The following is a 19639-nucleotide window of genomic DNA, read 5'->3' on the forward strand; positions in this document are numbered from 1 at the left end:
GGCGCCCTCCGGCCGCCCGCCGCCTGCCCGTCCGCCGCGCCCGTCCGCCCATCAGGCCGGACGGGCGGACGGGCGGACGGGCAGCCGAACTGACGAACGGACGGCCAGGCGGCCGGCCGGCCCGACGCGCAAACAGCTCAGCCCGCACCGACGCGACGAGCGCTACTGGAGCCCGAGCGCCTCCGCCGCCATGGCGGTGCCCTTCACCCGCGCCGCGATCTTGGCGAAAGCGGTGTCCCGCGAGGTGGAGGCGTCGTCGGCGAACGGCGAGAATCCGCAGTCGTCGGTCGTGCCGAGCTGGTCGACCGGGATGTGCCGGGCCGCGGCCAGCACCCGGTCGCGCACCTCCTCCGGGCTCTCCACCCTGGGGTCGATCGGGTCGGTCACCCCGACGAACACCCGGATTCCGGGGCGGAGTTGATCCGCGATGACGGCGAGCACGCGGTCGGGGTCGGCCTCGCTCGCCAGCTGCACGTAGAAGTTGCCGACCTTGAGCCGGAAGAGCTTCGGCAGCAGCTCGGCGTAGTCGACGTCCAGGCTGTGGGTGGAGTCCTGGTCCCCGCCCGGGCAGGTGTGCACGCCGAGGCGGGCCCGCTCCTCCTCGGTGAACCGGTCGAGCACCTGGTTGTTGAGGGCCACGAAGTCGTCCAGCAGGCTGCCCGACGGGTCCAGCTTGAGCGACAACCGGGCCTCGGTGAAGTCGAGTTGGACGACGTGGGCGCCCGCGTCCAGGCAGCCGCGGATGTCGGCCTCGGCCTCGTCGGCCAGGTCCTTCAGGAAGTTCTCGCGCGAGTACCCGTCGATGCCGTCGGCCGGGTAGAGCAGGCTGAGCGCGGAGGGTGCGATGACGGCCTGCTTGACGGGCTGCGAGGTGTGGCGCAGGGCTTCGCGCAGATAGGTCTCGGCACGGACGCGGTACCGGAAGGGCCCGGCGGTCAGCCGCGGCAGCTGCCGGGTGTGCCCGTCGGCGAAGGGGATGACGGCGCCGTCCCCGGCGAGGGAGGTCAGCCCGGCGAGGGGGTACGTGACGAAGCTCGGCTTGGCCTGCTCGCCGTCCACCAGGACTGGGCAGCCGAGCTCCACCAGCCTGGCCAGGGTGTCGGCGGTGGCCTCGTCCTGGAGCTTCTTCAGGTCGGCGTCGGACAGCCGCCCTTCGGCGTGTTCGGTCAGGGCATTGAGCAGGGTGCTCGGCCGGGGGATGCTGCCGATGGGCTCCGTGAGAATGGTCATGACGGGACGGTAGAAAGGGCGGCGCCCCGAGCACAACGGGGCGCACGGCGCATTCCGCCCGAGCGTTCACACTCCGCGCGCCCCACCCTTCTGCGTTCACGCCCCCGGAACGGCACACCCCTCCGCCCAATCCCGTAGCGTGGCGAAGTCCTCGGCCAGCAGGCCGATCCGGGGGTTGACGTGCAGGGCCAGCGCCCGCCCGGGATGGTGGGCGGCGATCCACTCCTCGTCCTGCGGGCCGAGTTCGTCGTCCACCCAGACGAACGGGCGCCCGGCGGCCCAGGCGACCACGTCCCTGGTCTTCCAGTGCAGCCCGTCCGCGTTTACCCCGAACAGGTCGGACCAGCGGATGTACGGCAGTTCGGGCAGGCCGATGTGCGGGCCTATGTGGGTGTTCGCCTCGCCCATCCAGCCGGTGGCCCACACCAGTTCGTACGGCAGCGCCAGCAGCGCCTCGCCGTGGGAGGGGTTGAGCCAGACCCGCAGCGGCTTGACCCGGACGGCGGGCGGCTTGGCGTGCTTGGCGCGGGTCGCCTGCCGGGCCTGGACCGCCGCCAGGTGCTCCTGCTTCGCCACCCACCAGGAGGGGCGCAGCCGGTGGGTGGCGTAGCCCTCGGGCCTCCGCTTCGGCGCGGCGTAGGGATTGAGCGGTCCGTCCACGTCGAGCAGGAGCAGGGGCTGCTGGGTCATGCCATGAATTCTCGGTCCGGCGAGGGCGCTTGACCAGCGATTTGCCGGCCGCGATCGGTCGGGCGGAGCCCCTGGGTGTCCCGGCCGCGATCGGCCGGGCGGAGCCCCGGGGCGTCCCGGCCGCACCGCCCGGCCCGCGCCGGCCCCCGGCGTCACGGGCGGTCCCACAGGTTGCGGGCGGCGAGCAGCGGGAGCACGCCCTCCCCGAACCAGTACGCCTCCTCCAGGTGCGGCATTCCGCTCAGCACGAACTCGTCGATGCCCAGCGCGTGGTACTCGCAGATCAGGTCCGCGACCTCCCGGTGGCTGCCCACCAGTGCCGTCCCGGCGCCGCCGCGCAGCAGGCCGATGCCGGCCCAGAGGCCGGGGTACACCTCCAGCCGCTGTGCGGAGCCGCCGTGCAGCGCGAGCATCCGGCGCTGGCCCTCCGACTCGCTCTCGGCGAGCGCCCGTTGGGTCTGCCGCACCCGGGCCGGGTCCATCGCGGCGAGCAGCCGTTCGGTCTCCGCCCAGGCCTGCGCGGCGGTGTCCCGGGTGATCACGTGCAGGCGGATGCCGAACCGGACGGTCCGGCCCCGGGCGGCGGCCAGTTCGCGGATCCAGCGGATCTTCTCCCGGACCTGGGCGGGCGGCTCGCCCCAGGTCAGGTAGACGTCCGCGTACCGGGCCGCGACGTCGCCGGCGGCCGGGGAGGAGCCGCCGAAGTACACCGCCGGCACCGGGTCCGGCAGCCGGTTCAGCCGCGCGCCCTCGACCCGCAGGTGCGGCCCGTGGTGGTCGACCGCCTCCCCCGCCCAGAGCCGTCGGGTGATGTCCAGGAACTCCCCGGTCCGCGCGTACCGGGCGTCCTTGTCCAGGAAGTCCCCGAAGGCGCGCTGCTCGGCGGACTCCCCGCCGGTCACCACGTTGAGCAACAGCCGCCCGCCGGAGTGCCGTTGGTAGGTCGCGGCCATCTGCGCGGCCAGCGTCGGGCTGATCTGCCCGGGCCGGAACGCCACCAGGTACTTCAGCCGCTCGGTCACCTGGCTCAGCATCGCGGTGGTCAGCCAGGCGTCCTCGCACCAGGCCCCGGTCGGCGTGAGCACGCCCTCGAAGCCCAACTGCTCGGCGCTGCGGGCGATCTGGCCGAGGTAGCCGATGCCCGGTGGCCGGTCCGACCCGGCGGCGCCGGGCGTGGAGCCGTGCCCGCCGCCGACGATCAGCCGGCTGTCGCCGTTGGTGGGGAGGAACCAGTGGAAGGTGAGAGCCATGGACGGACACACTCCTGGGGCCGGTGCTGCCTGCGGTCGGTTGTCGGAACCCACTCGCGGCGACACCCGTCCGCCCACACCCGCCCCAGGTCCACGTGCAGCCTGCGCACGAGAAGGGGGCGGCCCGGAGCAGTCATGCCCCGATTCTCCGCGTCTCCCCCACCCCGATCAAGCCCCCGGACTCCCGGCCCCGCCCCCGGACACCCCGACGCCGCAACGCCCGCGGGCCCCCTCCTGCACCGGGAGGGGGCCTGCGGGCGTGACGTGGTACGGGTGGCCGGGTACGGCGGTGGATCAGACCTGGCCGGCCTTCTCCAGGGCCGCGCAGCAGGTGTTGATCAGGAGGCGGGTGACGACGTAGGGGTCGACGTTGGCGTTCGGGCGGCGGTCCTCGATGTAGCCCTTCTTGTCCACCTCGACCTGCCACGGGATGCGCACGGAGGCGCCGCGGTCGGAGACGCCGTAGCTGTAGACGTTCCACGGGGCGGTCTCGTGCTTGCCGGTGAGGCGGGACTGGATGTCGTCGCCGTACTGGCTGACGTGCTCCAACACCTTCTCCTGGGAGGCGCCGAGCGACTCGCAGGCGGTGATGATGGCGTCGTAGCCCTCGCGCATCGCCTTGGTGGAGAAGTTGGTGTGGGCGCCCGCACCGTTCCAGTCGCCCCGGGCCGGCTTGGCGTCCAGGGTGGCGTCGATGCCGAACTCCTCGGCGGTGCGGTACAGCAGGTAGCGGGCGATCCACATGTCGTCGGAGACGGTCAGCGCGTCGACCGGGCCGATCTGGAACTCCCACTGGCCGGGCATGACCTCGGCGTTGATGCCGCAGATGGCCAGGCCGGCGTCGATGCAGCGGTCCAGGTGCAGCTCGACGATCTCGCGGCCGAAGACCTCCTCGGCGCCGACGCCGCAGTAGTAGCCGCCCTGCGGGGCCGGGAAGCCGCCCTCCGGGAAGCCGAGCGGGCGGGAGCCCTTGAAGAAGGTGTACTCCTGCTCGATGCCGAAGATCGACTCCTGCGCGGCGTACTTCTCGGCGACCTCGCGCAGCAGGGCGCGGGTGTTGGAGACGTGCGGGGTGCCGTCCGTCTCCAGGACCTCGCAGAGGACCAGGATGTTGTCGCCGCCGCGGATCGGGTCCGGCACCACCCGCACCGGGTCCAGCACGCGGTCCGAGGCGTGGCCCTCGGCCTGGCTGGTCGAGGAACCGTCGAAGCCCCAGGTGGGGATCTTGTCGGCGTTGGGCAGGACGCGAGTCTTGGAACGGAGCTTCGCGGTCGGCTTGGTGCCGTCGATCCAGATGTACTCGGCCTTGATTGCCACGTCGTGTCCCTCGCATTGCTGGGTGGTGGGTGCCCGCGTAGCGTTGCAAGCCGCCGTTTCCCGGTTGTTCCTCTCGTGTAACGCGCATGTGAACCAACCGTCCGCATTGGCACGGTCACGGTGCGGGAGTGCCGGGGGTGGCACTCCCGCCGTTCCGGGTGCCGTCGGTGACGGCACGGACATGGTCAGTGACGACGGGCGTGCGCGGCGCGACGGCGCCGGGTGGCCCACAGCGCGGCCGCCCCGCCCGCGACCAGGGCGGCGGCCCCCGCGGCGAGCGGGCCGGTGGCACTGCTGCCGCCGGTGGCGGCCAGCTTCTCCGCCTTCTCCGACTTCTCCACCGCGGCCTGCGGACCGGCGGCCCGCGAGGTGGTGGTGTCGGCGACCGGCTGAGCGGCGGGCGCGGTGCCCGCGGTACCCGTGGTGGCCGGGCCGGTCGGGGTGGTCGGGGCGGTCGGGGCGGTCGGGGCGGTCGAGGGCGCGGAGGGCTTCTCACAGCTCACCGAGGCGACGGTGACCTTCCCGGTGACCTTGGCGACGTTCAGGTTGAGCGGGTTCACCTCCACCTGCACCTCCAGGGCGGAGGCGGCGGCGGTGGTCGTGGTGACGGTCTTCTTGGAGAACTCCACCGAGACGCTGCCGACCAGCGGCACGTCCACCTTGGTCGGGCCGTACACGCCGACGGTGACGGGCTTGCCGAGCACGCTGAGCTTGACCGGCGCGACCACGTCGGCGGTCGGCTGCCCGTCGACCGGACAGGTCGCCTCGGCACTCATCGCCTCCAGGCCGAGCAGCGCGGTGGTGGGCAGCCCGGGGGCGTGCACGTCGGCGTTGACCAGCTTGACGGAGGCGGTGGCGCCCCTGGCGTCGACCCTGGTCACCGACTTGCCGATGTCGGCCTTGACGAGCTCGACCGGGCCGGTCTGGTCGACCCCGGCCACCGTGGCCGTCAGGATCGATCCGTCGCGCTGCGCCGGCGACTCCACCTTGTTCAGCGCGATGTTCACCGGGACGTCCACCGCCTTGTTCAACAGGCTGACGTCCAGGTCGAGTTCGGCGGTGACGGCGCGCGCCTTGCCGGGTGACGGGGCGGGCTCGGCCGCGTGGACGGGCGCGGCGGTGAGCAGGGTGCTCGCCACCACGGCGGTGGCCGCGGCGGCGGAAACGATTCGGCGAGAAGACATGGCGATACCCCCACACAGATGAAACGATGAGCCGCCAGTCTTCTCGAACAATCCGTCACATGAGTAACACAGAAAGTCATTTCACTCGTTGGAGTGAGATTGGCGTTCTGCGCTGACCCAGTTCTGCTACGGCAGCCGCCAGTCCACCGGCTGCGCCCCCTGCCGCACCAGCAGCTCGTTCGCCCGGCTGAACGGCCGCGAACCGAAGAAGCCGCGGTCGGCCGACATCGGGCTGGGGTGGACCGACTCCACCGACGGGACGTTGCCCAGCAGCGGGCGCAGGTTGCGGGCGTCGCTCCCCCACAGGATCGCCACCAACGGGCCGCCGCGTGCCACCAGCGCCCGGATCGCCTGCTCGGTGACCGCCTCCCAGCCCTTGCCGCGGTGCTGGCCGCTCTTGCGCGGCTGCACGGTGAGCACGCGGTTGAGCAGCAGCACGCCCTGCTGCGTCCACGGGGTGAGGTCCCCGTTGGACGGCTGCGGCAGGCCCAGGTCGGTGCCGTACTCCCGGTAGATGTTGATCAGGCTCGCCGGGATCGGCCGCACCTCCGGCGCCACCGAGAAGCTGAGCCCGACGGCGTGGCCGGGCGTCGGGTAGGGGTCCTGCCCGACGATCAGCACCCGCACGTCGGCGAAGGGCTGTTGGAAGGCCCGCAGCACGTTCGGGCCGGAGGGCAGGTAGGTTCGGCCTGCGGCCAGTTCGGCGCGCAGGAAGTCGCCCATCGCGGCGACCCGTCCGGCGACGGGTTCCAGGGCGGTGGCCCAGCCGGGCTCGACGATCTCGTTCAGTGGACGCGGTGCCATGGTCGCCACCCTATCGGCCTACGCCGACAGCGCCTTCAGCGGATGATCATGGGATCGAGGCAGGTCGACGGGGTCCACGGGCGGTGTCCTCGGCCCGGCCGAGGACACCGCGGGCCTACCCGACCGGCCGCCCCCGCAGCACCACCAGCCGCGGGTCCGCGAGCACCCGGACGTCCGCCCGCGGATCCTGCGCGTACACCACGAAGTCCGCCGGCGCGCCCTCCTCCAGCCCCGGCCGCCCCAGCCACTCGCGCGCTCCCCAGCTCGCCGCCGACAGCGCCTGCGCCGGGCTCAGCCCCGCCTTCACCAGCTCCGCCACCTCGTCCGCGACCAGCCCGTGCGCCAGCGAGCCGCCCGCGTCCGTCCCGACGAACACCGGGATGCCGGCGTCGTGCGCGGCGCCCACGGTGTCGTACCGGCGCTCGTGCAGCCGCCGCATGTGCGCCGACCAGGCCGGGAACTTGGCCTCGCCGCCGGCCGCGAGGTCCGGGAAGGTGGCGATGTTGACCAGCGTCGGCACGATCGCCACCCCGCGCTCGGCGAAGGCCGGGATCAGCTCCTCGGTCAGCCCGGTGGCGTGCTCGACGCAGTCGATCCCGGCCGCCAGCAGGTCCGGCAGCGACTCGGCGGAGAAGCAGTGCGCGGTGACCCGGGCACCCTCCTCGTGCGCCGCCGCGATCGCCTCGGCCAGCGCGTCGCCGGGCCAGCAGGCGGCGAGGTCGCCGCGCTCGCGGTCGATCCAGTCGCCGACCAGCTTCACCCAGCCGTCCCCGCGCCGGGCCTCGGCCCGCACGTAGGCGGCCAGGTCGCCGGGTTCGATCTCGTGCGCGTAGTTGCGGATGTAGCGGCGGGTGCGGGCGATGTGCCGCCCGGCCCGGATGATCCGGGGCAGGTCCTCGCGCTCGTCGATCCACCGGGTGTCGGCGGCCGAGCCGGCGTCGCGGATCAGCAGGGTGCCGGCGTCCCGGTCGGTGAGCGCCTGCTTCTCGCTGGTCGCGGCGTCCACCGCGCCGTGCGCGTCCAGGCCGACGTGGCAGTGCGCGTCCACCAGGCCGGGCAGCACCCAGCCGTCCACCGTCCGCACGTCCCCGGCGGTCGGCGGGCGGGTGAGGCTCACCCGGCCGTCCACCACCCAGAGTTCGTCCCGGACGTCCTGCGGACCGACCAGCACCCGACCCCGCACGTGCAGCACCGCGCCATCGCTCATGGCCGCACTCTACCGACGGGCGGGTTCCGTGTAAGCAGTCATGATGCGGCAGACTCGTTTCCGCACCCCACCCCCGCGAAAGGCGATCAAGACGTGAGTCCCTTCCTCGACCTGCCCCCGCTCAGCGCCGCCGAGTTCGCGGCGATCGAGGACCGGGTGGCCGCGCTGCTGCACACCGAGGCCGATGTGATCGTCACCCAGGGCGAGGCGCTCCTCCCCCTGGAGGCCGCGATCCGCGGCGCCGCGCACCCCGGCTCGACCGCCCTCAACATCGTCACCGGCCCGTACGGGCAGACCTTCGGCAACTGGCTGCGCTCCTGCGGGGCGAAGGTCGTCGACCTGGCCGTGCCCTTCGACAGCGCGGTGAGCGCCGAGCAGGTGGCCGAGGCCCTCGACGCCCACCCGGAGATCGACTTCGTCTCCCTGGTGCACGCCGAGGCCGCGACCGGCAACACCAACCCGGTCGCCGGGATCGGTGCCGTGGTCCGCGAGCACGGCGCGCTGCTGATGCTCGACGCGGTCGCCTCCGTCGCCGCCGAGCCGCTGCTCACCGACGAGTGGGGCGTCGACCTGTGCGTCATCGGCGGCCAGAAGGCGATGGGCGGCCCGGCCGGGGTCTCCGCCGTCTCCGTCTCCGCGCGCGCCTGGGAGCGGATCGCCGCCAACCCGGCCGCCCCGCGCCGCTCCTACCTCTCGCTGCTCGACTGGAAGGAGCGCTGGACCGACGCCGGCCGCGCGGTGCTGCCGCACGCCCCGGCCCAGCTGGAGATGCTCGCGCTCGGCGCCTGCCTGGACCGGATCGCCGCCGACGGCCTGCCGGCCGTGATCGCCCGCCACCGGGCCGCCTCGGCCGCCACCCGGGCCGGCGTCCGCGCGCTCGGCACCCTGGCCCCGTACGTCGTCGAGGACGCCCACGCGGCCCCGGTCGCCACCACCCTGCGCACCCCGGACGGCGTCGACGCGACCGCCCTCGCCGCCCGCCTCGACCCGGCCCTGCCCGTCCAGCCGGGCGGCGGCGCCCTGGCCGGCTCGATGCTGCGGGTCAACCACTACGGGCGGGCGGCCGCGCTGGACACCGTCCGCGCCTGCCTGTCGGCCCTGGCCGGGGCGACGGACGCCGACCCGGCGCCCGCCCTGGCCGCCGCCGAGGCCGCCTGGAGCGCGACCGTCCGGGCCTGAGCGACCGGGCTCCCACGGCCGCGGCCCCCGCAGGACGTCCTGCGGGGGCCGCGGCCGTGCCCGGGCTCAGTGCCCGTTGACGTCCACCACCTCGACGCCGCGGATGTTCCGCTCGATCTCCTCCGTCGGCAGCGCGATCGCCAGCGCCCAGTAGTAGACGACCAGCGAGAACACCACCACGACCACGATGTCCCACCACAGCGGCAGGTTCCCCTTGGCGCCCGCGCCGAAGGTGCCCTGCCAGGAGATCAGGCCCATGCCGAGCAGGTAGACCGGCAGCCACTGCCCGGCCCGGAAGTCCATCCGGGGCGCGTTCGGCAGCCCCTTGGAGCGCGCGTACCAGGAGTACCCGCCGAGCAGCGCGTAGCCGATCACGATCGCCAGGCCCAGGCGCCACAGGGTGTCCCAACCGGACCAGTAGATGACCAGGCTCGCCACCACGAAGGCCAGCGGCGAGATCACCGAGCCGCCGGGCAGGTGGTACGAGCGCTCCATCTTCGGCAGCCGCTTGCGCAGCACCCCGAAGGCCAGCGGGGCGCCCGCGTACATCAGCACCACCGCCGAGGTGATGAAGCCGACCAGCCGCTGCCAGCTCGGGAAGGGCAGGAAGCAGATCACCCCGGCCACCCAGGCGATGAGCAGGCCCAGCCAGGGCACCGCGCGCTTGTCGGTGGACTGCAGCACCTGCGGCGCGTAGCCGTTGCGGCTCAGGCCGTAGGTGACCCGGGAGCTGGAGGTGATGTAGACCAGCCCGGTGCCGGCCGGCGAGATGACCGCGTCGATGAACAGCACGGTGGCCAGCCAGCCCAGGCCGATCAGGGTCGCCAGGCCGGCGAACGGTCCGCTGATCCCGGGGTAGTCGAGGGTGCTCCAGCCCTGGGCGAAGGTCTCCGGCGGCAGTGCGCCGATGAACACCACCTGGAGCATCACGTAGACGATGGTGCCGACCACCACCGAGCCGAGCACCGCGCGGGGGATGTCCCGGCGCGGGTTGCGGCTCTCCCCGGCCCACTGGATGGCCTGTTCGAAGCCGAGCAGCGCGAAGATCACCCCGCTGCTGCTGATCGCGGTGAGCACGCCCTTGGCGCCGTCCGGCGCGAAGCCGTGCACGTCGAAGTTGGAGCCGTGGAACTCGGTGAGGCCGAGCGCGAAGATGGTCAGCACCGGGATGGCGACCTTCCACACGGTGGCCGCGCTGTTGGTGTGGGCGAGCAGCCGCACGCCGAGGAAGTTGACCGCGACGAAGACTCCGAGCAGGGCGGCCGCGACGACGAATCCCCAGCCGGTCAGGGTCAGGTTCTTGTTCAGCAGGCCGTCCGCCCAGCTCCAGTGCTGGGCGTAGTTGATCATCGCCTGCACCTCGATCGGCGCGATGGTCGCGGCCTGCAGCCAGGTGAACCAGCCGAAGGACATCCCGGCGAACCCGCCGAAGGCGTAGTGCGGGTAGCGCGCCGTCCCGCCCGCCACCGGGAACAGCCCGCCCAGCTCGGCGTGGACCAGCGCCAGCAGGATGATCGCCACCGCGCCGATGCCCCAGGACAGCAGCGCCGCCGGCCCGGCGGCCACCGCCGCCTTCTGCGCCCCGAAGAGCCAGCCGGAGCCGATGATCGCCCCGACCGAGGCCCAGAGCAGTCCGATGACGCCGACCTCGCGCCGCAGCCCGGTGTGCCCCGAGCCGGGCGGATTGGATGAGGAATGGGCCATGGCCGATCGCCTCTCGAAGCAGGAGGAATTCCTCCGACAGTGCCCCAGCCCGGGCGCCTCCCCTCCCCGAAACGCCCCGCACCCCGCGCCCCTCACCCGAACAGCCCGCGGGAACCGCCCGCCGGCACAGTTTCCGAAGCGTTCACCCGCCCGGCACGTGGAACTCACCGGCGGCAGGCAGGCTCCCGGACAGTGCTTGAAGTTGGCTATACAACTTCAGCCCATACGACAGCCGTAGTGCCGCCGAGGAGAAGACCGATGACCGAACTGCCGCCGTACTGGCTGCGCGACAACTGCCCGTGCGCCGAGTGCCGGGACCCGTGCAACGGACAGAAGCTGTTCCAGATCGACGACCTGCCCGAGGACCTGGCGGTCGCCGGGAGCGCGGAGGCCGACGGACACCTGGAGGTGCGCTGGTCGGACGGCCACAGCTCCCGCTACCCGCTGGAGTGGCTCGACCGGGCCGACGAGGGCGACAGGCGCACTGAGCGGGGCAAGCGGCTCTGGACGGCGGCGGACTTCGCGTCCGGCCTCCCGCAGGCGCGGTGGGAGGCCTACCTGGCCGACCCGGCCGAGCGGGCCGCGGTGCTGGCCGCCGTACGGGACGACGGCTTCGCCGTGCTGCGCGGGGTGCCGGCCGTCGAGCGGCAGGTGCTGCGGGTGGCGGAGAGCTTCGGCCACGTACGGGTCACCAACTACGGGGAGCTGTTCGACGTCCGGGTCGAGCCGGACCCGAACAACCTCGCCTTCACCAGCGTCGCCATCGCCCCGCACACCGACAACCCGTACCGGGACCCGGTGCCGACGCTCCAGCTGCTGCACTGCCTGGAGAACTCGGCGACCGGCGGCGACTCCGGACTGGTGGACGGGTTCAAGGCCGCGGCGCTCCTCCGGGAGGAGGCGCCGGCCGCGTTCGAGGTCCTCACCCGTACGCCCGTCCCGTTCGTCTTCCGCGACCGGGGCACCGAACTGCGCGCCGACCGCCCGCTGATCGACGTGGACCCGCTGGGCCGGATCCGCGAGGTCAGGTTCAACAACCGCTCGATAGGCACCGTCCGGGCCGGCGCCCCGGACGGCCTGAACGCCTTCTACGCCGCCTACCGCCGCTTCGCCGCGATCACCCTGCGCCCCGGGCTCCGGCTCACCTTCCGCCTCGGCCCCGGCGACTGCCTGATCTTCGACAACACCCGCCTGATGCACGCCCGGACGGCCTTCCGGCAGGACGGCCACCGCCACCTCCAGGGCTGCTACGCCGACCTCGACTCCCTGCACAGCACCCTCGCGGTGCTGCGCCGCCGTGCCGCCGCGCTGGACGCGATCGCCGCCCTGTTCGCGGGCGAGGGCGCCGGGGAGTACCTGGGCGAGGAGGTCACCATGGCCGAGCACATGCTCCAGGCCGCCGCCGCCGCCGAGGCCGCCGGGGCGCCGGCGCACCTGGTCGCCGCCGCGCTGCTGCACGACGTCGGCCACTTCTTCGACGAGCACGGCCAGGGATCCGCGCACGGAAGGGATCTGATGAAGGGTCAGGACAATCGCCACAGCGACTCCGGGGCCGACTGGCTGGCCCGCTGGTTCGGCCCGGAGGTCACCGAGCCGGTCCGGCTGCACGTGGCCGCCAAGCGCTACCTGTGCGCGGTCGAGCCCGGGTACCGGGAGCGGCTCTCCGCGGCCTCCGAGTACACGCTGGGCGTCCAGGGCGGCCCGATGGACGAGCGCCGGGCCGCCGCCTTCGCCGAACTCCCGGGCGCGCGGGACGCGGTGGCGGTGCGGCGCTGGGACGAGCGGGCGAAGGTGGCGGGCGCCCCGACGCCCGGCTTCGAGCACTACCGCCCGCTGCTCGCCGCCCTCATGCGGTGAGGGCGCTCACGCGCTGAGGGCGCTCACGCCGTGCGGGCACTCACGCCGTGCGGGCGCTCACTGCTCACGCCGTCAGGACGCCCGCACGGTGACGCCCCCGCGCCGGGGACGCCCGGGCGGCACGCGCGAGGGGCTCAGTCCAGCTCCCGCGCGTGCCGCGAAAGCGCCGAGGTGGCCAGGGAGTTGTGCACGCTGAACGCCACCGTCCCCGGCAGGTAGCGGTCCTGGGACCACTCCACCGGCGTGCCCGTCGGGTCGGTCGTGCGCCGCCGCTCGCGCAGCAGCGGACCGCCCCGGCGGCAGCCGAGCAGCCGGGCGTCCTCGGCGTTGGCCGGGACGACGTCGATGGTGTGGTCGGCGTCGGTGAACAGGATGCCGTGCTCGCGCAGCACTTCGGTGTGCGAGACCACGTCCGGCGGCAGCTCGGCGACGATCTCGCCGACCCGCGGCGGGTACACGGTGCGCTCGACCATCACCGGCGTGCCGGACAGCGTCCGCAGCCGGACGATGACGTACACCTCGGCGCCCGGCTCCAGGCGCAGTTGCTCGCGCTCGGCGGCGTCGGCCGGGCGGCGCACCAGCGAGTCCAGGATGCCGCCGGGCTCCTCGCCCATCGAGTACGCCCAGTGCGTGAAGCTGAGGAGTTCGGAGAAGCTCTGCACCCGGGCGCCGCCGAGGACCACCCGGCGGGTGCCGCGCCGGGAGGTGACCAGTCCGTCGGAGCGCAGCACCGCGAGGGCCTGGCGGACGGTGCCGCGGGAGACGCCGTACTGCTCGGCCAGCGCGCCCTCGGCGGGCAGCCGGCCGGCCTCGCCGTAGGCGCCGGTGGTGATCGCCTCGCGCAGGTCGGCGGCGACCTTCCGGTACAGCGCGCCGGGGCGCTCGGCCGCGGGCTCCGCGGCGGCCGAGTGGTCCCCGGCGGCCGGGCGCCCCTCGGCCCCGGGGCGCTGGGGCTCAGTTGCCACGTCAGTCAATGTCCCTCCTGGGGCGGTGTCCTGCGCAGCCGTACCGGCGCGGACAGCCCGACCTTATCCCGCTGCGCCTTCGAAGCATCGCACCGAACGGTTCACGCTCCGATGGCCGGATTCCACCGTTCCCGCAGCCGACCCCGGTTCTGGGCCGTCCGTTCACCTTCCCGTCACCGGCCTCCGGCGTACTTACTGCTGTCAGCGAAGTTGGCTAGTCAACTCGGACGACGTCGATCGATCGCTCACCCGGCCGGTCCGCCGCCCTTCGCGAGACGCAGGCCCGCGGAACCCCCCGCGAACGCCCCTCGCAGTACGCCCCCTTAACAGGAGACTTCCCCGTGACCGTGCACCGCGCCCGCGCCGCCGCCTTCGCGGCCGTACTGACCGCCGCCGCGCTCTCCCTCACCGCCTGCGGCTCCGCCGGTTCGAGCGCCAAGTCCGGCGACGCCGCCAAGGACGGCGCCAAGGACGCCAAGACGGCCACCTCGGCCGCCGACTTCGGCGGCATGGACGGCCTGATCGCCGCGGCCAAGAAGGAGGGCAAGCTGCACGTCATCACGCTGCCCCGGGACTGGGCGAACTACGGCAAGATCATCGACGGCTTCAAGGCCAAGTACGGCATCGAGGTCGAGGAGGAGAACCCGGACGGCTCCAGCCAGGACGAGATCAACGCGGTCAACTCCCGCAAGGGCCAGGACCGCGCCCCCGACGTGGTCGACCTGGGCAGCGCCTTCGCCCTCCAGGCGGTCAAGGACGGCATCCTCGCCCCCTACAAGGTCGCCACCTTCGACAAGGTGCCGGACACCATGAAGGACGCGAACGGCGCCGCCGTCAACGACTACGGCGGCTACGTCTCCATCGGCTGCGACGCCAAGAAGATCGCCAACTGCCCGAAGACCTTCGCCGACCTGCTCAAGCCCGAGTACAAGGGCCAGGTCGCCCTCAACGGCAACCCGACCAAGTCCGGCTCCGCCTTCGGCGGCGTCTACGCGGCCGCGCTCGCCAACGGCGGTTCGCTGGACAACGTCCAGCCCGGCATCGACTTCTTCGGCAAGCTGAAGCAGTCCGGCAACTTCAACCCGGTCGAGTCGACCCCGGCCACCATCGAGAAGGGCGAGACCCCGATCTCGATCGACTGGTCCTACCTGAACGCCGGTTACACCGACGAGTTCAAGGACAAGGGCGTCGACTGGAAGGTCTCCATCCCGACCGACGGCTCCTACGCCCAGTTCTACAACCAGGCCGTCAACAAGTGGGCCCCGCACCCGGCGGCCGCCCGCCTGTGGCAGGAGTACCTGTTCAGCACCGAGGGCCAGAACCTCTTCCTCGGCGGCTACGCCACCCCGTCCACCTTCGAGGCCCTGAAGAAGGACGGCACCCTGGACGCCACCGCCGCCGCCAAGCTGCCGGCCGTCGAGAAGCCGTTCACCACCTTCCCGACCGTCGACCAGATCAACGCGGCCAAGAAGGTCGTCACCGAGAACTGGACCAAGGCCGTCGCCGGCTGACACCCGGCCACGTACCGCACTTCGGGCTGAGAAAAGGCACTCATGACCACGGCTCCCACCCCGGTGCCGACCACCCCCGCCGCCACCTCCCCCGGTGGCGGCGCGGGGGCGTCCGCCACCGCCACGACCACCTCCCCCACGAGCACCGCCCCCGCCCCGCGGCGCCGGCCGCTCGCCCGCCTCGGCGGCGCCTCCTGGCTGGCCACCGTGCCGCTGCTGCTGTTCTTCCTGATCGGCTTCGGACTTCCCTGCGTCGCCATCGTGATCGGCGCGTTCACCACCTCCAGCGACGCGGAGAGCGGCGCCGGGCAGTTCACCTTCGACAACCTGACGGCCTCCGTCCAGGGCGGCTACCGGACGGCCATGCTGAGCAGCCTCAAGCTCTCCGCGCTGACCGCGCTGCTCGCCACCGTGCTCGGCGTACCGCTCGCCCAGGCCGTCGTCACCTCCCGGCGCGGCTGGCTGCGCCAGGCGGTGCTCACCGCCTCCGGCGTGCTCGCCAACTTCGGCGGCCTGCCGCTCGCCTTCGCGTTCGTCGCCACCCTCGGCAACGCCGGTGAGATCACCAGGCTGCTGCACCTCACCGACCACGGCTGGTCGCTGTACTCCTTCACCGGCCTGACGGTCGTCTACCTGTACTTCCTCGTCCCGCTGATGGTGCTCACCATCACCCCGGCCCTGGACGGCCTGCGGACCCAGTGGCGCGAGGCGGCCCAGAACAACCGGGCCACCACCGTCCAGTACTGGCTCCACGTCGCCCTGCCGATCCTGCTGCCCTCCCTGCTCGGCGGCTTCGTGCTGCTCTTCGGCAGCGCCTTCGCCGCCTACGCGACGGCCGCCGCCATGGTCGGCGCGACCGTCCCGCTGGTCAGCCGCTCGATCGCGGACGCGCTCTCCGGCAACGTGCTGGTCGGCCAGGGCAACCTCGCCCTCGCCCTCAGCCTCAACATGATCGTCGTGGCCGTCCTGGTGATGGCCGTGTACCTCCCCCTCCAGCGCCGGAGCGCCCGATGGCTCAGCTGACCACCCCCGCCCGCCCCGGCCGACGCGACGTGCGCTGGTGGCGCGGTGCCGTGCTGCTGCTCGCCGGCGTCTACTTCGTCGTCCCGCTCGCGGCCTCCTTCTGGTTCTCGATCGACGAGCCCAAGGGCATCTCCTTCTCCGCCTACACCGGACTGCTCTCCGCCCCCGGCTTCCTGGACAGCCTCTGGCTGACCCTCGGCCTCGCCGTGGTCACCGTCGTGGTGCTGCTGCTCCTGCTCGTCCCGGCGCTGATCGCCGTCCGGCTCGGCTCGCCGAAGCTGCGCCCGGTCATCGACGTGCTCTGCACCCTGCCGCTGGTCGTCCCGCCGGTCGCCCTGACCGCCGGCCTCATCGGCGTGCTGCGCTGGGGCCCGGACTACCTGATGGACACCCCGTTCTTCCAGACCTTCGTGTTCGTCCAGGACCCGGACTTCCCGCTGGTGCTGGTCATCGCCTACGTGCTGATGGCCCTGCCGCTCGCCTACCGCGCCCTGGACGCCGGCCTGCGCTCGATGGACGTGCGCACCCTGGTCGAGGCCGCCCGCAACTGCGGCGCGAGCTGGCCGCGCGCGGTGTTCACCGTGGTCCTGCCCAACCTGCGCGGGGCCCTGCTGAACGCCTCCTTCCTCACCCTGGCCCTGGTCCTCGGCGAGTTCACCACCGCCTCGATCCTCGGCTTCCAGCCCTTCCCGGTCTGGATCTACTCGGTCGGCAACAGCCAGGCCCACATGTCGGTCGCGGTCTCCATCCTGAGCCTGCTGCTCACCTGGCTGCTGCTGCTCCTGCTGGCCACCGCCGGGCGCGAGCGCCGCGCCAAGACCGCCACCTCCTGAAACCCCCCGGAGTCACCAGTCATGACCACGGCCACCGCCATCGCCAACGGCGTCTCGCTCTCCCCCGGCAGCGCCACCGTCGAATTCCGCTCCCTGCGCCGCGCGTTCGGCACCACCACCGCCCTCGACGGCCTGGACCTGACCGTCCACCCGGGCGAGCTGATCGCCCTGCTCGGCCCGTCCGGCTGCGGCAAGACCACCGCGCTGCGCATCCTGGCCGGCTTCGAGCAGCACGACTCCGGCGAGGTGCTGGTCGACGGCCGGGACATCACCGCGATCCCCGCGCACAAGCGCGACGCGGGCATGGTGTTCCAGTCGTACAGCCTCTTCCCGCACCTGACCGCCCTGGACAACGTCGCCTTCGGGCTGCGGATGCGCGGCACCGGCAAGGCCGAGCGCCGCAAGCGGGCCCAGGAGCTGCTGGAGCTGGTCGGCCTGCCGCACCGCGCCGACCACTACCCGCACCAGATGTCCGGCGGCCAGCAGCAGCGCATCGCGCTCGCCCGCGCGCTCGCCCTCCAGCCGCGCGTCCTGCTGCTGGACGAGCCGCTGTCCGCGCTGGACGCCAAGGTCCGCCTCCAGCTGCGCGACGAGATCCGCCGCCTCCAGCAGGAGCTGGGCATCACCACCCTGTTCGTCACCCACGACCAGGAGGAGGCGCTGTCGATGGCCGACCGGGTCGCGGTGCTGCGGGCCGGCAGGCTGGAGCAGTGCGCCGTCCCGTCCGAGCTGTACAGCCGGCCGGCCACCGCCTTCGTCGCCGAGTTCGTCGGCACCATGAGCCGCATCCCGTGCACCCGCACCTCGGACGGCGTCGAGGTGCTCGGCCGCCGGCACGCGGTGGACGGCGCGATCCCGGCCGACGGCGAGCTCCAGGTGCTGGTCCGCCCGGAGAACGTCACCCTGACCCCGGCCGAGGACGGCCCCGCGCTGGTGGTCACCGCCTCCTTCCTGGGCGCCGTCACCCGGCTCACCGTCCGCCTGGACGACGGCACCGAGGTCAAGGCCGACCTGCCCACCGAGGCCGCCGCCGCCCTGCCGGCCGGCGCCCGGGCCGCGCTCACCCTGCCGGAGCGCCCGGTGCTGGTGGACCGCCGCACCGCCTGAGAACCTCGTACCTCCCTGCTCCGTCCACCGGGGCACCGAAGAACCACCGAAGGTACCGCCATGCCTGACTCCGCCCTGCCCGACTCCGTCCTGCCCGAGAACTCCGCCCCGCCCGCCGCCGCGCTGCCCGCCGCCGTCCTGCCCGCCGCCGTCCTGCCCGCCGCCGTCCTCTTCGACATGGACGGCACCCTGGTGGACACCGAGCAGCTGTGGTGGCAGGCCGCCGCCGAACTCGCCGAGGAACTGAACCGCCCGCTCACCGACCAGGACGCCCCCGAGGTGCTCGGCCAGGCCATCGAGCACACCGCCGCCCACCTGCACAGGGTCAGCGGCACCACGCTCGGCGAGGCCGAACTCGCCGCCCGGCTCGGCGAGTCCTTCGCCGGCAAGGTCGCCGCCGAGACGGTTCCGCGCCCCGGCGCGCTGGCCCTGCTGGCCTCGCTGCGCGACGCCCGGGTGCCCACCGCGCTGGTCTCCGCCTCCCCGCGCCGGGTGGTGGACCTGGTGCTGTCCGCCATCGGCCGGGACTGGTTCGCCGTCACCCTGGCCGCCGAGGACACCGAGCGCACCAAGCCCGCGCCCGACCCGTACCTCGCCGCCGCCGAGCGGCTCGGCCTGGACCCGGCGGCCTGCCTCGCCGTCGAGGACACCCCGACCGGGGTCACCTCCGCCACCGCGGCCGGCTGCGCCGTGCTCGCCGTGCCGTCCACCGCGGTTCCGATGCCCCGGGGCGAGCGGATCACCCTGCTCGCCAGCCTGGAGCAGGCCGACCTCGCCCTGCTCGGGAAGCTCGCCGGTCCCGGCGCGGTTCGACCCTGACATGCCCTATCTCCTGCTCGCCCTCGCCATCGTCAGCGAGGTCTGCGCCACCAGCTGCCTCAAGCTCACCGAGGGGTTCACCCGGCTCTGGCCGAGCCTCGGCGTCGGCATCGGCTACGCGCTCTCCTTCGTGCTGCTCGGCCGCGCGCTCAAGCACATACCGGTCTCGGTCGCCTACGCGGTCTGGTCCGGGGCCGGCACCGCGGCGGTCGCCGGGATCGGCGTGGTCGCCTTCGGCGAGTCGCTCGGGCGGCTCCAGTGGCTGGGCATAGCGCTGGTGATCGTCGGGGTGGTCGTGCTCAACCTCAAGGGCGGACACTCCTGACGCCGTTCTGACGCTCCGTCAATTTCCGAATACGCTGGTCAACCACCCTGTCGGGGCGGGACGTCGGACGTGCCGGCCTCCCGCCCCGAAGCCTTCGCTACGGTGTCCCCCATGACGGACCCCCGACCCCACCACTACCGCTTCGTCCACCGCGAACTCGCCCGCCAGGTACTGGAGTTCGGCCCGCGCGTGGCCACCCCGACCCCGGACGGCGGCAGCCTGCTGCCCGTCGTCACCCAGATCTGGGACGACCTCGGCGCCGCCCTGCCGCCCGAGGACCGCCTGCCCCACCACGGCCTCGACTGCCGGCACCTGTCGGTCGACGGCCACCACATGCTGCTGGTCACCCTGCCCACCGCGGTCGGCGCCACCGAGGCCCACTTCGTCGCCGCCGTCCAGCCCCAGGGCGCCAGGTCGGTGCGCTACGTGACCCTGGAGCACGCGTTCAGCCCCTTCGACGGCAGCCCCGGCACCGTCCTCGGCGAGTGGACCGCCGAGAGCCACCTCAACCACGGCCCGGGGCCCTCGCCCGTCGCCGAACTGTTCGTCACGGCCGTGGTGCAGCTCGTCACCCCGAAGAAGCGCGGCTTCTGGCGCCGCTGAGACCGACCCTCGCACGTCCCACCGGGCCGGG

The 19639-nt window shown here is 73.2% G+C and carries 18 protein-coding genes; 9 read left to right on the top strand and 9 right to left on the bottom strand.

From position 1 onward, the window contains the following. Positions 1–162: 162 nt before the first annotated feature. The 7 genes from ACGFSC_RS25380 to ACGFSC_RS25410 all read right to left on the bottom strand — a co-directional run bounded on the left by ACGFSC_RS25380 (position 163) and on the right by ACGFSC_RS25410 (position 7682). A complete protein-coding gene (locus ACGFSC_RS25380) occupies positions 163–1230 on the bottom strand; it encodes a cobalamin-independent methionine synthase II family protein (protein WP_359903432.1) in 1068 nt (355 codons plus the stop codon). A 96-nt stretch (positions 1231–1326) separates the two neighbouring features. Beyond that, positions 1327–1920: a hypothetical protein gene (locus ACGFSC_RS25385; protein WP_359903435.1), complete on the bottom strand. Its 594-nt coding sequence runs from the start codon at positions 1918–1920 to the stop codon at positions 1327–1329. A gap of 152 nt (positions 1921–2072) precedes the next feature. Beyond that, positions 2073–3170, bottom strand: a complete 1098-nt coding sequence (locus ACGFSC_RS25390) for an LLM class flavin-dependent oxidoreductase (protein ID WP_359903438.1) — start codon at positions 3168–3170, stop codon at positions 2073–2075. A gap of 294 nt (positions 3171–3464) precedes the next feature. Continuing rightward, entirely contained in the window at positions 3465–4487 is a 1023-nt protein-coding gene (gene glnII / locus ACGFSC_RS25395; RefSeq protein ID WP_359903441.1) for a glutamine synthetase, read from the bottom strand. A gap of 185 nt (positions 4488–4672) precedes the next feature. After that, a complete protein-coding gene (locus tag ACGFSC_RS25400; RefSeq protein WP_359903444.1) occupies positions 4673–5671 on the bottom strand; it encodes an SCO1860 family LAETG-anchored protein in 999 nt (332 codons plus the stop codon). Between the two features lie 126 nt (positions 5672–5797). Then, positions 5798–6475 (bottom strand): uracil-DNA glycosylase, encoded by a 678-nt coding sequence (locus ACGFSC_RS25405; RefSeq protein ID WP_359903447.1) that lies wholly within the window; start codon positions 6473–6475, stop codon positions 5798–5800. A 115-nt stretch (positions 6476–6590) separates the two neighbouring features. Beyond that, positions 6591–7682 (bottom strand): amidohydrolase family protein, encoded by a 1092-nt coding sequence (locus tag ACGFSC_RS25410; protein ID WP_359903450.1) that lies wholly within the window; start codon positions 7680–7682, stop codon positions 6591–6593. Between the two features lie 93 nt (positions 7683–7775). Here ACGFSC_RS25410 and ACGFSC_RS25415 point away from each other — a divergent pair, with 93 nt between their 5' ends. Further along, positions 7776–8861: an aminotransferase class V-fold PLP-dependent enzyme gene (locus ACGFSC_RS25415; protein WP_359903453.1), complete on the top strand. Its 1086-nt coding sequence runs from the start codon at positions 7776–7778 to the stop codon at positions 8859–8861. A 66-nt stretch (positions 8862–8927) separates the two neighbouring features. Here the strand turns inward: ACGFSC_RS25415 and ACGFSC_RS25420 are convergent, their stop codons facing one another. After that, positions 8928–10565 (bottom strand): APC family permease, encoded by a 1638-nt coding sequence (locus ACGFSC_RS25420; protein WP_359905447.1) that lies wholly within the window; start codon positions 10563–10565, stop codon positions 8928–8930. A gap of 258 nt (positions 10566–10823) precedes the next feature. Between ACGFSC_RS25420 and ACGFSC_RS25425 the strand changes: the two genes are divergently transcribed. Beyond that, positions 10824–12422: a TauD/TfdA family dioxygenase gene (locus tag ACGFSC_RS25425; protein WP_359905444.1), complete on the top strand. Its 1599-nt coding sequence runs from the start codon at positions 10824–10826 to the stop codon at positions 12420–12422. 134 nt (positions 12423–12556) lie between these two features. On the opposite strand, the gene ACGFSC_RS25430 is transcribed toward ACGFSC_RS25425, so the two are convergent. Next, positions 12557–13387 (bottom strand): GntR family transcriptional regulator, encoded by an 831-nt coding sequence (locus tag ACGFSC_RS25430; protein WP_359905441.1) that lies wholly within the window; start codon positions 13385–13387, stop codon positions 12557–12559. Positions 13388–13728: 341 nt separating this feature from the next. On the opposite strand from ACGFSC_RS25430, the gene ACGFSC_RS25435 reads away from it, so the two are divergent. The 7 genes from ACGFSC_RS25435 (at position 13729) to ACGFSC_RS25465 (ending at position 19608) form a co-directional block, all read left to right on the top strand. Then, entirely contained in the window at positions 13729–14898 is a 1170-nt protein-coding gene (locus ACGFSC_RS25435; RefSeq protein WP_359905438.1) for an ABC transporter substrate-binding protein, read from the top strand. A 42-nt stretch (positions 14899–14940) separates the two neighbouring features. Next, positions 14941–15921, top strand: a complete 981-nt coding sequence (locus ACGFSC_RS25440) for an ABC transporter permease subunit (RefSeq protein WP_359905435.1) — start codon at positions 14941–14943, stop codon at positions 15919–15921. Then, positions 15909–16754: an ABC transporter permease subunit gene (locus ACGFSC_RS25445; RefSeq protein WP_359905433.1), complete on the top strand. Its 846-nt coding sequence runs from the start codon at positions 15909–15911 to the stop codon at positions 16752–16754. The genes ACGFSC_RS25440 and ACGFSC_RS25445 overlap by 13 nt, the downstream gene beginning before the upstream one ends. Before the next feature lie 21 nt (positions 16755–16775). Then, entirely contained in the window at positions 16776–17861 is a 1086-nt protein-coding gene (locus tag ACGFSC_RS25450) for an ABC transporter ATP-binding protein (RefSeq protein WP_359905430.1), read from the top strand. A gap of 60 nt (positions 17862–17921) precedes the next feature. Further along, complete coding sequence (locus ACGFSC_RS25455) at positions 17922–18680, top strand: HAD family phosphatase (RefSeq protein WP_359905427.1); 759 nt, start codon at positions 17922–17924, stop codon at positions 18678–18680. Between the two features lies 1 nt (position 18681). After that, entirely contained in the window at positions 18682–19005 is a 324-nt protein-coding gene (locus ACGFSC_RS25460; protein WP_359905424.1) for a multidrug efflux SMR transporter, read from the top strand. 111 nt (positions 19006–19116) lie between these two features. Then, positions 19117–19608, top strand: coding sequence for a hypothetical protein (locus ACGFSC_RS25465; protein ID WP_359905421.1), 492 nt, complete (start codon positions 19117–19119; stop codon positions 19606–19608). Positions 19609–19639: the final 31 nt, after the last annotated feature.

This window comes from Kitasatospora sp. NPDC048715, from assembly GCF_043198905.1.
Taxonomy (GTDB): Bacteria; Actinomycetota; Actinomycetes; order Streptomycetales; family Streptomycetaceae; genus Kitasatospora; species Kitasatospora lactacystinica.

Coding starts and splice junctions, on each gene's coding strand:
- ACGFSC_RS25380 (WP_359903432.1), bottom strand. CDS start 1,230: ATGACCATTCTCACGGAGCCCATCGGCAGCATCCCCCGGCCGAGCACC.
- ACGFSC_RS25385 (WP_359903435.1), bottom strand. CDS start 1,920: ATGACCCAGCAGCCCCTGCTCCTGCTCGACGTGGACGGACCGCTCAAT.
- ACGFSC_RS25390 (WP_359903438.1), bottom strand. CDS start 3,170: ATGGCTCTCACCTTCCACTGGTTCCTCCCCACCAACGGCGACAGCCGG.
- ACGFSC_RS25400 (WP_359903444.1), bottom strand. CDS start 5,671: ATGTCTTCTCGCCGAATCGTTTCCGCCGCCGCGGCCACCGCCGTGGTG.
- ACGFSC_RS25405 (WP_359903447.1), bottom strand. CDS start 6,475: ATGGCACCGCGTCCACTGAACGAGATCGTCGAGCCCGGCTGGGCCACC.
- ACGFSC_RS25410 (WP_359903450.1), bottom strand. CDS start 7,682: ATGAGCGATGGCGCGGTGCTGCACGTGCGGGGTCGGGTGCTGGTCGGT.
- ACGFSC_RS25420 (WP_359905447.1), bottom strand. CDS start 10,565: ATGGCCCATTCCTCATCCAATCCGCCCGGCTCGGGGCACACCGGGCTG.
- ACGFSC_RS25425 (WP_359905444.1), top strand. CDS start 10,824: ATGACCGAACTGCCGCCGTACTGGCTGCGCGACAACTGCCCGTGCGCC.
- ACGFSC_RS25440 (WP_359905435.1), top strand. CDS start 14,941: ATGACCACGGCTCCCACCCCGGTGCCGACCACCCCCGCCGCCACCTCC.
- ACGFSC_RS25445 (WP_359905433.1), top strand. CDS start 15,909: ATGGCTCAGCTGACCACCCCCGCCCGCCCCGGCCGACGCGACGTGCGC.
- ACGFSC_RS25450 (WP_359905430.1), top strand. CDS start 16,776: ATGACCACGGCCACCGCCATCGCCAACGGCGTCTCGCTCTCCCCCGGC.
- ACGFSC_RS25455 (WP_359905427.1), top strand. CDS start 17,922: ATGCCTGACTCCGCCCTGCCCGACTCCGTCCTGCCCGAGAACTCCGCC.
- ACGFSC_RS25460 (WP_359905424.1), top strand. CDS start 18,682: ATGCCCTATCTCCTGCTCGCCCTCGCCATCGTCAGCGAGGTCTGCGCC.
- ACGFSC_RS25465 (WP_359905421.1), top strand. CDS start 19,117: ATGACGGACCCCCGACCCCACCACTACCGCTTCGTCCACCGCGAACTC.